The sequence below is a fragment of the Sorangium sp. So ce1504 genome, assembly GCF_051521635.1.
Classification (GTDB): Bacteria; Myxococcota_A; Polyangia; order Polyangiales; family Polyangiaceae; genus Sorangium; species Sorangium cellulosum_B.
In genome coordinates this window covers 3,950,160-3,963,508 of record NZ_CP150365.1, presented here as the reverse complement: position 1 = coordinate 3,963,508, position 13,349 = coordinate 3,950,160, and the positions used below count along the sequence as shown (strand labels likewise).

General features: G+C 73.8%; 10 protein-coding genes. 1 reads left to right on the top strand and 9 read right to left on the bottom strand.

What is annotated here, in order from left to right:
* Together WMF39_RS15035 and WMF39_RS15030 are read right to left on the bottom strand one after the other, a co-directional pair.
* The gene (locus tag WMF39_RS15035; protein ID WP_437746195.1) at positions 1-1,014 is read right to left on the bottom strand and encodes a hypothetical protein; all 1,014 of its coding nucleotides are present in this window, start codon (positions 1,012-1,014) and stop codon (positions 1-3) included.
* On the bottom strand, positions 1,011-1,667 hold the full coding sequence (locus WMF39_RS15030) for a hypothetical protein (protein ID WP_437746194.1): 657 nt from the start codon (positions 1,665-1,667) through the stop codon (positions 1,011-1,013). Before WMF39_RS15030 ends, WMF39_RS15035 begins: the two co-directional genes overlap by 4 nt.
* A gap of 372 nt (positions 1,668-2,039) precedes the next feature.
* Here WMF39_RS15030 and WMF39_RS15025 point away from each other — a divergent pair, with 372 nt between their 5' ends.
* Positions 2,040-2,201: a hypothetical protein gene (locus WMF39_RS15025; RefSeq protein ID WP_437746193.1), complete on the top strand. Its 162-nt coding sequence runs from the start codon at positions 2,040-2,042 to the stop codon at positions 2,199-2,201.
* Positions 2,202-2,357: 156 nt separating this feature from the next.
* On the opposite strand, the gene rnk is transcribed toward WMF39_RS15025, so the two are convergent.
* From rnk to WMF39_RS14990, 7 genes are all read right to left on the bottom strand, one after another.
* Entirely contained in the window at positions 2,358-2,780 is a 423-nt protein-coding gene (rnk, locus tag WMF39_RS15020; RefSeq protein ID WP_437746192.1) for a nucleoside diphosphate kinase regulator, read from the bottom strand.
* A gap of 680 nt (positions 2,781-3,460) precedes the next feature.
* Positions 3,461-5,500 (bottom strand): ATP-binding cassette domain-containing protein, encoded by a 2,040-nt coding sequence (locus WMF39_RS15015; protein ID WP_437746191.1) that lies wholly within the window; start codon positions 5,498-5,500, stop codon positions 3,461-3,463.
* Positions 5,501-5,571: 71 nt separating this feature from the next.
* A complete protein-coding gene (locus tag WMF39_RS15010) occupies positions 5,572-8,355 on the bottom strand; it encodes an ATP-binding cassette domain-containing protein (RefSeq protein WP_437746190.1) in 2,784 nt (927 codons plus the stop codon).
* Positions 8,352-9,503, bottom strand: a complete 1,152-nt coding sequence (locus tag WMF39_RS15005; protein WP_437746189.1) for an HlyD family secretion protein — start codon at positions 9,501-9,503, stop codon at positions 8,352-8,354. Before WMF39_RS15005 ends, WMF39_RS15010 begins: the two co-directional genes overlap by 4 nt.
* A 1-nt stretch (position 9,504) precedes the next feature.
* The gene (locus WMF39_RS15000) at positions 9,505-10,470 is read right to left on the bottom strand and encodes a sigma-54 interaction domain-containing protein (RefSeq protein ID WP_437746188.1); all 966 of its coding nucleotides are present in this window, start codon (positions 10,468-10,470) and stop codon (positions 9,505-9,507) included.
* 540 nt (positions 10,471-11,010) lie between these two features.
* Positions 11,011-11,544 carry an LEA type 2 family protein gene (locus WMF39_RS14995; RefSeq protein ID WP_437746187.1) on the bottom strand — a complete coding sequence of 178 codons (534 nt, stop codon included), beginning with the start codon at positions 11,542-11,544 and terminating at the stop codon, positions 11,011-11,013.
* A 481-nt stretch (positions 11,545-12,025) separates the two neighbouring features.
* On the bottom strand, positions 12,026-13,258 hold the full coding sequence (locus tag WMF39_RS14990) for an NrdH-redoxin (protein ID WP_437746186.1): 1,233 nt from the start codon (positions 13,256-13,258) through the stop codon (positions 12,026-12,028).
* Between the last annotated feature and the right edge of the window lie 91 nt (positions 13,259-13,349).

Below are 13,349 nucleotides of genomic sequence, written 5' to 3'. Positions count from 1 at the left end.
TCAGTTCTCCTGGGCTTCGAAGGGCTGAAAGGTCCCCCAGTCGACGAGGGCGCGGGCGAGCGCGAGCTGCTCCGCCTCCGCGAGGCCGGGGATGTCGCTGGGGCGGAGCTCCCGGGCGGCCGACACCGCGCGGAGGGCGGGCCCGGCCCACGCGTCGACGCGGAGAAGGATCTGGGCACGCCCGCCGCACCGCGCGACGAGCTCGGCGCGGCCCGCGCGGGGCGCCACGTCGAGATCCACGCCGGGCCAGCGGCGCGCGAGGACGGTGTGCGCGCCGAGGTCCTCGGTCCGGCCGAGCGCCCGGGCGGCGCGCCGCCGGGTCCCCGCGTCACCGCGGGTGTGAAGGCGCGCGAGGAGCGCGGCGCCCTGGGGGCCCCGGCGATCGAGGGCGTCGATCTGCGCCCGGCGAACGCACTCCCGCTCGTGCGCGAGGAGCGCCGCCGAGAGCGCGTCGTCCGGCTCGGCCCGGGGCGCCATGGGGGTCAGGCCCTCGATGGGGCCCACCTGCGCCTCGATGACCGGACCGTCGTGAGGGCCGAACAGGTGCAGCGAGATGGACCAGCTCCCCGTCGGGTTCCGCGGGTCGTGGATGCACGGCCCGTAGATGTGACCGACCCGCCCGGCCTCCGCGGAGAACAGCCGCTTCGGCACGAGCCGCCGCGCGCGGGCCGTCGCCTCCCAGTCGAAGGTCGCGACATCGAGCGTGTTGTGGACCACCGCCGTGACCGTCCAGTCCGAGTGCTCGTGAGCGCCGGCCGCGCGCCCGGGCCGCCAGTACGCGAACGCGAGGCGCACGCCGAGCTCGGGGAGGACGTGAAACGGCGCGAGATCCGGCGCGCCGTCGCGACGCTCGATCTCGAGCGCGAAGAGGTCGAGCAGGAGCTCATCGTCCGAGAGCCCGGCGCGGACCGCGCCCTCGACCGCGCGGACGTGATCGCGCGGCGGACGGCCGCGGCCCTCGGGGCCCGGAAAATCGAGCCGCCCGAAGAGGGCGGTGAGCTCGGCGAGCCTCATGGCGCGATCCGGAGGAAGTCGCCCTTCACGAGCGGACGGCAGAGCGCCACGCGCTCGCCGTCCTCGAGGCCGGGGAGCTCGCGGACATAGAAGTGATCGCAGTCGACGATGAACTGCAGCGCGTCCTTCGCCCACGCGTCGATGCGCAGGAGGACACGCGGCGGCTCCAGCGACCACACGAGCTCTGCCCTACCCTGCTCGACCCGCACGAAGATGGGGCGGCCGAACGTGACGCGGATGAGCCGGGTGTCGGGCGTCACGGCGAGCTCGTCGCTCCACGCCGCGGAGACGGGCCCGAAGAGCGCCTCGTACTCGGCGCGAAACTCGGCGCGGGTCATCTCGGGGCGCGATCCGGGGCCGCCGCGAGGAGCCGTGTTGGCGGTGTGGTGGACGAACTCGCCGAAGAAGCGGTGTCCGAAGGCCGCGTACTCCTCGGTGAAGAGGACGAGCTGGTGCCAGACCTCGTCGATCCTCCGGGAAAACATGGGGACTTGCCGGGTCCGGTTCGCCTCGCAGAGGAAGAGGTATTTCTTTACCTCGTCGAGGAGCCGCGCCGCCTCCTCGCAGGAAGGGACCACCCGGTCCTTGACGAGCTTCTCTTCGAGCCACGGCGCACGGAAGGAGAGCAGTTCGGGGATGATTGACGTGTCCATCACCGCCCGTGCGTTGCGAACCTCGTGCCGAGCGGCGCTCACCCGCTTCGGATACGGGCCCATCTCGACGTTTTCGGTGCTCAGCGCACCGGAGTGCGCTTGCGCGCCGAAAACGCCGATCTGGGCCCATCTCCTGTGCGGGTGAGCGCCGCTCGGGGACGCCATCGCGTGCACCGGGGCTGACCCGATCGGGAAGGGTGATGCCAGACGGATTTCCCCAATTGGGAAAGGGGTTGCTCAAGCGCGGCCGATACCGCGCCAAAGCGGCCGATACCGCGCCCAAAACGGCGTGGCACGGTCACTGCAATAGCCCTCCTCGCGGGACGTCGAGTCCCCGAATGAAATAACCAACCCATCCACGGAGCAATCGCCATGAACGAGCAGATCAAGGTCGAGGTCGAGGTCGAGTCGAAGCAGGAGACCGTCGAGGAGCGCCCTGCGCGCCTGACGGTGGAGGTCCCCACGGAGCTCCAGGCGGGCGTCGGCCCGGCCGTTTGCACCTGTCCGCCCGGCTGCTGCGGCAGCGGCAACTGAGCGGCCGTCGAGGCGCCGAATGCCGCAGCCCGCGGCGACCGGCTCCTCGAACCTGACGACACGACCGCGGAGGCCCGCGCTGCGATGAGCAGCGTCGGGCCTTTCGCGTTCAAGACGCACGATGCGCTGGCGAGGCCGGCCGTTCAGGCCGAAGGCTCACAGATCGAAGCGACCGGACGCCTCGGGCTGATAGACGATGCGCTCGATCCGGAGCCGCCGGGTGCGGCTCGGCGTGGGCCACTCCACCTCGTCGGCCTCTCGACAGCCGAGCAGCGCGAGCCCCATCGGCGCAAGCACCGAGATGCGGCCGCTCTTCACGTCGGCGATCCCGGGAAACACCACGGTCACGCAGAGCCGCTCCTCTGTGTCGAGATCGAAGAGCTCGACCCTGGAGTTCATGGTGACCACGTTCGGCGGGATATCCGCCGGCTTCACGACGTCGGCGCGCTCGATCTCGATCTCGAGCGCCTCCAGGTTCGGGGAGTCTCCCCCGGGCCGCGCGCGCAGCGCCTCGAGCAGCCGCGCGAGGCGATCGCGATCAAAATCAGTGAGGACGATGGGGTTCGTGTGAGGTGCCATGAGCTGGGATCTCCTTGTGTCGTCGGTGCGATCCGGGCTCGGCCGAAGGTCCGCGCCGGCGAGCTGGACGGCGTGAGTGCTCGCCCAGGTCGCCCGCTCAGGCGCCCTCGACGCCAGGCCCGCTTCCTTCCGGGAGCGGCCAGCGAAAGACGCCGGAAGGCCGCTCCCCTACGAGCGTGCGGGCGACCTCCGGCAGAGGAGCCGGGATCGCAGGGGAATGAGCGCGCTACGCGCGCCGCGGCAAGGCCACGAACGCGACGCGACGGGGTGCAGGCAGGCGCTCATTCCATGGCATCGTAACACGACGGTCCCCCCCAGCGCCATGACAAGGGGAGGCGCGCCCGGGAAGCGGTCCTCATTTGCCGCTGTCGTTCCCCCCGACCTTGCATCACCCCCAGGCGGGCTCGGCCATTGACCGGGTTGGTGCTGAGCTGGTCGAAGCACCGATTCGCCTCGCCCTCTCCCGCCGATTCATCGCAGATCCCACCCACGGGCTCGGAGACCTTGTCGATAAAGCGTCACTTTTCCTGGAGGGATGCGGATCGCGCAAGGTTATCTATGTCAACCAGCGCGCGCAGCGTGGCTGTGCGCACGGAACTAGCGATGTGCCTGCCGACCAGCGCTCACGCTGGCGACAACACCCCTAGGTCGAGGCCGTCCTCCGCTCCCTCACGTTACGCTCACGGGTGCGCGATGACGATCAGCGCCGGCGCCCGCTCCAGCACGGCGCCGACGCACTCGCGGGCGGTGAGCGGATCCAGCGCGCCGAAGCTCTCGTCGAGGATCACGGCGTCCGAGCGCTGGAGCAGCGCGCGCGCCAGGAACAGCCGGCTCCGCTCGCCGTGCGAGAGCTGCCACCCCGTCTCGCCCACGACCTGATCGAGCCCCGAGGGCATCCTGTCCAGCAGCGGCCCGAGCCCCAGCTTGCGGCACACGACCTCCGCCTCCCGCCGGTCCTCGGGCGACGCGGGCCACGCGCGGCCCATCAGCAGGTTGAACGCGAGCGTCCCGGAGAGAACGTGGTTGTCGTGGAACTGCGGCGCGCTCGCCACGCGGCTGCGCCACGCCGCCCCGCCCAGCGTCCGCCGGTCGAGGCCGCGCAGCAGCACGAGCCCCGACGACGGCGCGTGAAGGCCGCTGAGCACGGCCGCGAGCGTCGACTTGCCACCTCCGGAGCGCCCCTCCAGCAGCAGCCGGTCGCCCTTCGAGAGGACCAGGTCGCAGCCGCGGAGGACGGGCTCGCCGCGCTCCCCGTCGTAGCGGAACGACACGCCCCGCGCCTCGATCACGACGTCCGACGCCGCGGGGCGCCCGAGCACGGCCTGCGGGATCCCGGCGGGCTCGCGCCCCTCGGCCGCCACGAAAAGCCGCGCGATCGAGCGCCACGAGACGGCGGCGGAGAGCAGCGCGCCGAGGCTCGTCGCCAGCGTCGCGAACGCGGCCTGCGCCTGGAGGATGCCGCCGGTCGCGACGACGAGCGGACCCGCCCCCACCCCGCCCAGGACCGCCGGGACCAGGCCGAGCAGCCCGAGCGCGAGCCACCCGCGCGCCGGGAGCGACGCAAGGAGATCCCCCACGCGATCCATCCCGCGCGCGGCGCGGTGGTAGCGCTCGAGCGCCGCGTCCTCCTCCAGGTGGTGGAGGTGCGAGGCCTGCTGGGCGACGCGCGTCCGGTGCCCGACGACGTGCTCCACGAAGCCGCTCGTGATCGCGAACCGCTCGCCCGTCCACGCCGCCCGCTCCCGGGCGAAGCGGCGCCCGAGCAGCGCCACGGCGAGCGTCCACCCGAGGAGCAGCGCGACGTGGAGGCCGCCGCCGGCGCCGGCGGCGAGGACCGCCGCGGCGCTCGCGAGCTGCACGAGCGCGACGATCGCCCCGAGCGCGCCGCCGAGCCCGGCCGTCTCGACCGCCTCGGACTCGGAGACCATCGCCAGCAGCTCGCCCGAGCCGCGCGCCCGGATCGTCGCCGGATCCAGGCGGAGCGCGCCGCACAGCAGGCGCTGCTTGAGGAGCGCGGCGACGTCGATCGTGAGCATGCCCCCCGTGAACGAGGCGAACAGCTGCACGAAGAGCGCCGAGAGCGACAGGAGCACCCACGCGAGCAGCCACCCCGGCTGCACGTCGCCGTCGAGCGCGCCCGCGCCGATCAGCCACCAGGCGAAGACGCCGAGCGCGATCTGCAAAGCGGCGGCCGCGAGGAAGATCGCGCCCCGGCGGAGCACCCCGCGCCTCGAGAGCAGGCGCCGGAAGCTCGACCCTGGATCGGGGCGCAGCAGCCACACGCCGTCGATGGGGCGATCCGCGACGAGCTGGGCGAGCAGCTCGTCGCGCGCCCGCGCGGCGCGCCGCGGCGGGACGCGCGCCGCGGCGAGCCACTTGTCGACGTGCGACGCGGGGCGATCCTCGAGGTGGGCGGTGAGCGCCCGGCGCACGGTCTCCAGCGGGATCCGCATCGGCGTGAGCGCCGGCGTCAGAACCGAGAGCCCCCGCCGGCCCGCGGACATCACCGCGAGGTAGCCCTGCTCGACGCGGACGATCGAGGGGCCGAGGGACGGGAGCGCGCGCGCGAGCTCGGCGAAGCTGCACTGGACGGCCTCCGCCTCGACGCCCATGCACCCCGCGTACGCCTCGATCCACGCGGTGGGGTCGCCCTCCGGCGGCGCGCCGGGCGACGGCGCCGCGCCGCTCGCGAGCCCGCACGCGGCCGTGAGCGCGCTCATCGCGTGGCCGAGCGCGGACGGCTGCCACGCGAGCCCGCCCAACGTTGCGGCCTGTCCGGCCTCGCCCGCCTTCACGCCGCCCCCTGGAGGAGCCGGCCGCCCTCCATCGTCGCGCTCCGGAAGCGCTCCTTCGACCAGACCTCGTCGCGCGCCCGCGCGTCCGCCTCGGCGAGCGCGCGGTAGCGGCTCCGCGGGTCGTCCATGAGCTCGCGCGGCGCGCCGTCCTCGACGACCCTGCCCCCCTCGACGACCAGCACGCGGTCGAAGCCGAGCGTGTCCATGACGTCGTGGCTGACGAGGACGAGCGTCGAGCGCCCCCAGTGCTCCCGCGCGCGCGCGAGCAGCTCCCGGCGCCGCTCGCGCTCGAGCCCGCGGAACGGCTCGTCGAGGAGCACGAGGCGGGCGTCGCCCTTCATGAGCGCCCGCGCGAGGCGGACGCGCTGCCCCTGCCCGCCCGACAGGCGCGCGCCCCCCTCGCCGATCGCCGCCTGCAAGCCGTCGGGCAGGCTCTCCAGGACGCCGGTGAGCTCGGCCTGGCTCATGGACAGGGGCACGCGCGCGAGGGCGTCGCCGGCGTGGCCGAAGGTGATGTTCTCGAGGAGCGTGCGGTTCCAGAGCTGGATCGCCGGGTCCACCCACGCGGTCGCGCGGCGCAGGCGCTCGACCGCCGCGTCGTCGAAGGGGCGCCCGTCGACGAGCACCTCCCCCGCGGACGCCCGCAGCCACCCGAGGAGCAGCGAGAGAAGCGACGATTTCCCCGCGCCCGACGCCCCCACGATCGCGACGTGCGCCCCCGCCGGGACGCTCAGCGAGACATCGGACAGGAGCGTGTGCCCTCCCGCCTTCACGCTCACGCCCCGGAGGTCGATCGACGTGGCGCACGCGGCGGCCAGCGCGGCGCCCTGCGCGGCGCGCGCCGCGCCGACGGCGTCCTCGGCGGGCGCGCGGGGCAGGTCCATCTCCGGCGCCGCGAGCGGCGCGAAGAGGCGCACGGACGCGTTGCGCACGTTCTTCCAGCCGAGCAGCGCCGCGACGAGCTCCTGCGCCGCCGCGGGGAGGCGGAGCGACCAGAACACGAGCAGGAGCAGCGCCGCCGCCGGGCCGCCGGAGGCGACGTAGCCGCCGACGATCGCGACCGCCACGGCCGTGCTCGCGATCCCCTGGGCGGCCTGCATGGCGGTGGACTGCGCGTGCACGAGCCGGCCGGTGCGCGCCCACTCGACGAGCAGCGCCTCGTGCTCGCGCCGCACCGCCCGCTCCGCGCCGTGGACGCGGATGGGCACGACGCCGAGAAGGGCATCGAGGTAGAACCTTTCGAGCGACGCCGCGTGCGTGCGCAGGCGCATGAGGCTCTCCACGAGCGGCCTCCGCGCGAGGTACGGCGCGGCGAGCGCGACCGCCGCCGCCACCAGCGACAGCCACGCGCCGCCCGGGTAGAGCCAGACGACCCCGAGGAGCGTCGCGGCGAACGACAGCGCCGCGCGCGCGATGCGGGCGAAGAGCGCCGGGGCCTCGCGCATCAGGTGCATCGCGTGGCCCCGCGCGGTCATGTCCGAGGTCGGCCGGCTGCGCAGGTAGCGATCCTCGAGCCGCGGCAGCTTCTCCAGGAACGCGGCGCGGAAGCGCACCTCGAGGGCGCGCCCGAGGCGCGAGACGGCGTGGGCCACGAAGATCTCGAGCGCCAGGCCCCCGGCGGCGAACGCGACGAGGGCGAGGAGCCCGAGCGCGCGCTGGTACTCGACGGTGACGCTCTTCACCGCGTCGAACAGCCCGCGGAGGATGACCACGTCGATCGCCGCGATGGCCGCGCTCGCCGCGAGCGCGACCCCGACGAGCGCGAGCGCCCCGCCCGCGTCCGCGCGCAGCATCCAGAAGAACAGGCGCGAGGGGGACGGCGTCGGCAGCTCGAGCTCCCGGCGAACCGACGCCGGCAGCGCCGCGGTCGCGGTCGCGCGCGGCGCGGGCCGGTCCGGCGCGGCCGCGCGCGCGGCCTCGGGCGCGGCGCTGCCGCGGTAGCTCGGCGGCGGCGCGACAGCCGAGCACGCAGGCGCGGGCGCGGCCGCGCTGGCCCGGCTCGCGCCGCGCTGACGCGGGCCGACGTGGACGATGACCGCGCCATGCACGAGGAGCTTCCCCGGCGCCTTGCCCTCCGTGGCCCAGAAGAACCCCTTCGGGATGGCGCCCGCCTCCCCGGCGAGGGCGCGCTCGAAGACGCCCTCGAGCACGCGCTGCGCCTCGCCCCCGCGCGCGATCGCGCCGCCGCGGACGAGGCGCGCCACCATCCGCACGGCGGCGTCGAGCGCCGCGAAGGGCCGCCACCCCGGGTCCGCGTCGGCCCGGGCGATCAGCGCCTCCCCGTCCGCTCGCAGCGCGCGCAGCTTCGCGCGGAGCGGGCCGAGCGAGTCCGCGGACGACGCCCACCGCCGCCACCGCTCGATCGAGATCGGGATCGGGAAGTGCGGCATGTCCTCCATGAAGCGCGCTGAGCGCACCCAGCGGCGCCCGCTGCCGGGGTCGAGGATCTGCACGAACGGCCCGAGCCGGCGCCAGACGACCACGAAGTGGAGCGCGCCGCCCGCGCCGCGCTTGACCACGATCGCGGGGAGGCAGTCGGCCTCTGGCAGGAGGAAGCTGTCGTGGGGGACCACCACCTCGGCGGTCGCGAGCCCGAGCTCCTGCCCGAGCGCGGCGAGCGCGTCGATCGACGTCCCGTCCACGTCCGTCTGGCAGCGGTCGCGGAGCCACTCGTAGTGCACGTCGACGCCGAACCCCTGCAGCACCGCCTTGAGCGCGGCGGGGCCGCAGTCCATGAGCGACGCCTGCAGCACCTCGGGGACGAGGAAAGCGCGCTTCATCGCGCACCTCCCGGCGCCACGGCGCGCAGGAGGAGCGCCCACGGAGAGACGCGCTCCACCTCGACCTCGGCGGTCCCAGGCATCCCGTGCTGCACCGGGATCGACGCCGCGCTCTCCGGCCGCACGAGCAGCTCGACGCGGATCGCGCCGTCGTACGGCTCGCTCGCGACGTGGGAGACCTCCCCCTCGATCATGCCGAACTGCGTCCACGCGAACCCGTCGAGGCGCATCCGCGCCCTCTGCCCGGGGACGACGCGTCCCACCGCGTCGGACGGCGCGAAGAGGGCGACGGCGTGGAGGTCGTCGCCCGGGACGACCGTCGCCACGAGGTCGCCCGGCTTGAGCACGTCCCCCACCTGGAGCGCCGCGATGTTCCCGAGCTTCCCCGCGATGGGCGCGCGGACCTTGCGCCGCTCGATCTGCGCGAGCGCGGTGTGCACCGCCGCGTCGGCCGCCTGTTGCTCGGCCACCAGATCCCCGAGCGCGCGCCCGAGCTCGGCGAGGCGGGCCGCCGTCTGCCGCTCGTCGTGGCGCCCCGCGACCGAGAGCCGCCGGAGATCGGCGCGCGCCCCCTCCGCCTTGAGCTGCTCGTCGGCGGCGCGGCTCTTCGCCTCGAGGTGGTCGGCCGTCGACGCGAGCCGCTCGTCGTGCAGGCGCTCGGACATCGCGCGCAGCTCCTCGCCGTGCGCGGCGGAGAGATCCCGCTGGCGCAGGTCGATCCTGGCGCGCGCGACCGAGGCGTCGGACAGCTTCACCTGCCACGCGCGCACCTCCTCCTCGACCGCGATCTGGTGCTGCAGCGCCTCGATCTTCGGCGCGAGCGCGGCCGCCCTCGTGCGCTCCTCCTCCAGGCGCCGCTCCTCGACGGCGGCGTCCAGCTCGACGAGCACCTCCCCTTGCTCCACGTGGCGGCCGAGCGAGACCTGCACCACCGACACGCGCCCGGCCTCGACGGCGGCCACGCGGTGGGCCATCCGGCTGACCTCCAGGCGCGCCTTCCCGGTCGTCGCGTAGACCGAGACGCGCGCCGCGTGCATCCAGACCGCCCAGGCGCCGAGCACGGCGAGGATCACGGCGAGGCGGATCCACGTCCTCGGACCGCGCTCGATCTCGAGCGACCGCATCGTGCGGAAGAACGGCGAGGCCACGTCAGCACTCCTCCAGCGCGACCTTCTTGCGGGGCCGCGCGATGCCGTACGTGTTGAGCTTGTTGGTGAGCGTGCGCCGCGACACGCCGAGGAGCTCGGCGGCCCGCGTCTGGTTCTGGCGGGACTGCGCGAGCGCGGCGACGATGCGGTCTCGCTCGAAGGAGCGCAGATCGCCCTTGATCCCGGCCTCGACCGGCGCCCGCGGCGCCTCCAGCATCAGGTGGTCCGCGCCGATCGGCCCGCCCTTCGACATCACGACCGCGCGCTCGACCACGTGGCGCAGCTCCCGGACGTTCCCCGGCCAGGCGTGCGAGAGGAGCGCGGCCGTCGCCTCCTTCGCGAGCGGCGGCGCCGGGCGCGCGAGCCGCTGCGAGAGGCGCGCCGCGAAGAGCTCCGCGAGCGGCAGGATCTCGGAGGTGCGGGCCCGGAGCGGCGGGATCCGCAGGGTGATCGCGTTGAGGCGGAAGTAGAGGTCCTGGCGGAAGCTCCCCTCCCGCACCATCTGCTCGAGATCGCGGTGCGTCGCCGCGATCACGCGGACGTCCACGCGGCGCGGGCGCGTGCTCCCGACGCGGACGATCTCGCCGTACTCCAGCGTGCGGAGCAGCTTCGCCTGCGTGCGCGGGGACAGCTCCCCCACCTCGTCGAGGAAGAGCGTGCCCTCGTGGGCGGCCTCGAACAGCCCTTCGCGCGGCGCCACCGCCCCGGTGAACGCGCCGCGCTCGTGGCCGAAGAGCTCGCTCTCGACGAGCGACTCCGACAGGCTCGCGCAGTTGACCTTCACGAAGCGCTCGCGCGGGTGCCGCGACATGCCGGCGATCCACTCCGCCACCACCTCTTTTCCCGTCCCGGTCTCGCCGAGGATCAGGACCGGCAACGGCGTGGGCGCCACGGTCTCGAGGGCCTCGCGCAGGCGCCTCATCTCCGGATCGAGCGCGAGAAAACCGCTGGAACAGCCATCCACCATGTAAGCTCCCCCTCGCGCCGATGGCGCGGGACGGCGTGTCGCAGGTGCGACCGAGTTCAGGGGCGAGCCGAAGCAAGTCGGTGGCCAACACGCCGATCCATCGATGAACGGACTGGCCTGGATGCCCGCGTGCTCCGTGGCGGCGCGAGGCACCGCCGAGGAGAGCGAGCAGGACGCGCAGGATGTCCCGCGCGGAGGCTGCGCGTCGAGGCTCGCCGTGCCGCCTGGAGGCCGGAGCCTCCACCTGATGGCGGGAGCCGCCATCAGGAAGGAGCGAGGCGCTCACGGCGCGGGCGCGCCGCTGTCATGGACTGTCGTTGCGTCGAGCGTCGATCTGGCCGGCCGGCCAGCGCGGGCGCCGACGTCGAGGGCAGCCGCGCCACGTCGGCGCGACTTGCGCAACATCGGCACGTCGCGCGCCACGCCAACGCGGGCACCGGGGCGTGTGGTCCTCGCCGGAGACCGAGCGCGTGTTCGTCCGCGCGGGGGCGCCCCGTGGGCCGCCAGGGTACCGCCAGCAGCCTCCGGCCGCGGCGGGTGTTATCGCAGGATGCCGAGGGCGGTCTCGATCTGGTTGCGGGCGACGACGCCGTGATCGTCGATCGAGTAGTCGTCGGCCTCGAGCCGGAAGGTGCGCGTCGCGGTGACGTCCGCCCGGCCGCTGAAGCGGTACGGGATGACGGGCGACGAGAGCGTCTCACGGAGCAGCTGGAGGCCGAGATCGACGGGGACGCTGACGGGGACGCGGACCTGGGTCGTGCGGTCGGAAGCGAGCCATACGCCGTCGCCGTCGGCCCGGAAGTCGACCGCCAGCGGGTAGCGGCCGGCGAGCACGACCTGACCGCGCACCGCGCGGACAGCGACGTCGTACGAGTTCGGGTTGTGGACGTTGACGACGATCGTCATGAGGATGCCGAGGCTCGGCGGGAAGGCGATGCGGATCCCTGTGATCTCGGCGTGGTCGAGCTGCATCGTCGGCTTGCTGACGCACGCGGCGCCGGCGATCGCCGTCAGCGCTGCGAGCGCGAGCGCGGGCAGGCGGCGCACGGGGTTGGTCTTCCGGGGAAACGGCACGAGCGCGAGCTTAACCGCGCAGGGCCGCGCCGTCACCTCGCGGCGTGGCGGGGCGGGCGCGGCGAACGACGGCGGGCCACCGCGCTCCGCTCGCGCCGGCGATGCCCGTCGGCGCGCCGGCCCCGCGTTCGCCGGGATCGTCGGACGCCGGTCAGGACGAGCGGGAGCTGGCGGAGACGCTATCGTGCAGCACCTCGCGTGCCCCGGCGCCGGCGACGAGCAGCCATGTCTGGAGCGTCTTCAGGTCGTGCGTGGCCTCCACGGCGGACCGCAGCGCCGGCGCCACCTCCAGCGGCCGCCGGGGGTCGTCGATCGCCTGTCGGAGCGCGCGTCCGCCGCGCGCCGCCCATAGGCCGGATCGGCAATCCCTGACGTATTGGGGCCCTCGCCTGAGCGGTAATGCATGCAGGGAGTAGGCGCCGCGAGGCGGCCGCCGGCTATCACGTCGCGGGCTTTACGGCTGCTGCGCCATTCGCGGCGGTCATGTCGCCAGCCAGGCGGGCTTGAGCAGCAGGAGGAGACCGAGCAGCACCATGATCGCTCCGCTCAGCAGCTTGAGCCATCGTCCCTCTTTTTCCTGCAGCTTGCGGCGGCTCAACGTCGCCACCGCGATGCCGATCATGACCATGTCGTCCGCCATGTAGGCCACGTTATAGAGCCCGAGATAGGCATAGTGCTTCCACGCGGGGAGGCGCGCCTCGGCGAGGAGCTGGGTGTAGAGCGCGGGCAGGCCCGCGGTGCAGAGGAGCTCGACGACGTTGACCATGACGGCGAGGAGGCATGCGGCGGCGAGCGCGGAGGGCAGGCTCTCCGCCCTGACGACGGCCCGCATCCTCGCGTAGATCCCTGGCTTCACCGACTCAGGGATGCTGAGCGACACGCCCCGCTTCCATGCGAAGAAGTCCTTGACGTGGACCGAACCGGCGAGAACGGCGATCGCTCCCAGCGCGATCTGCACGGCACGCGAGGCGCCGACCAGGAGAAAGAAGTTCAGCCAGGCGGCCATGAAGGAGAAATAAGCGAGACCGCTCACGAGCACGAAGATGCCGGCAATCAGCAGCATCTTGGCCCGGCTCCGCAGCGTGGCGAGGAAGGAGAGGAGAAAGAGGAGCACCCACGTGGCGCACGGGTTGAAGCCGTCCACGAGCCCCAGGAGGACAGTGAACGCCGGCAGGCCAAGATCGCGGACGTCCAGTCGCCCGAAGACGGGCACGTCGACAACCCCCGCGCTCGGCCCGGCGCCGTCAGCCGGGCACGGTGGCTGCTCCGGCGCGAGCGGACACGACGCATCAGACTCGCCGGCCGCGGTGGACGGCGGCGGCGCGTTGTCGAGCAACGCCTCGATCCGCCGGCCCGTGGCGTCGCGCCCCGCGTACCCAACGACGAGCATCCCGCGCACATAGAACGCGGGGACGCTCACGGCAGCGGTCGACTGCCCCTGAGCGATCGCCCTCAGCCGGTCGAGCGCCGTGCGGTCCTCGACGACATCCGCGACGATCGTGCGCAGGCCGGGTCGACGGCCCTCGAGCTCGGCCACGAAGCGCTTGGCCTCGTCGCAGCGAGGGCACCCCTTGCGCGTGAACAGCTCCACGTCGGCGCGCGGCTCGATCGGCGCAGCTCGCCCGGAATCGCTCCAGAGCAGCGAGAAGGCGAGCACGCACGTCACCAGCGCTCGCGCGACGACGGCAGGTCGCATGCGGAGCGGCTGTCGCACGATGCATGCTCAGCGGGATCATGTGATCAGTCCACAAGTGCACCGAGCGGCCTCGTACGTGGCTCGTGATGCATAGCGCGCGTTGACAGGG

What these genes read in the sequence shown, in the direction of transcription:
- WMF39_RS15035 (WP_437746195.1), bottom strand. Translation starts at nt 1,014, where the DNA reads ATGAGGCTCGCCGAGCTCACCGCCCTCTTCGGGCGGCTCGATTTTCCG.
- WMF39_RS15030 (WP_437746194.1), bottom strand. Translation starts at nt 1,667, where the DNA reads ATGGACACGTCAATCATCCCCGAACTGCTCTCCTTCCGTGCGCCGTGG.
- WMF39_RS15025 (WP_437746193.1), top strand. Translation starts at nt 2,040, where the DNA reads ATGAACGAGCAGATCAAGGTCGAGGTCGAGGTCGAGTCGAAGCAGGAG.
- rnk (WP_437746192.1), bottom strand. Translation starts at nt 2,780, where the DNA reads ATGGCACCTCACACGAACCCCATCGTCCTCACTGATTTTGATCGCGAT.
- WMF39_RS15015 (WP_437746191.1), bottom strand. Translation starts at nt 5,500, where the DNA reads ATGAGCGCGCTCACGGCCGCGTGCGGGCTCGCGAGCGGCGCGGCGCCG.
- WMF39_RS15010 (WP_437746190.1), bottom strand. Translation starts at nt 8,355, where the DNA reads ATGAAGCGCGCTTTCCTCGTCCCCGAGGTGCTGCAGGCGTCGCTCATG.
- WMF39_RS15000 (WP_437746188.1), bottom strand. Translation starts at nt 10,470, where the DNA reads ATGGTGGATGGCTGTTCCAGCGGTTTTCTCGCGCTCGATCCGGAGATG.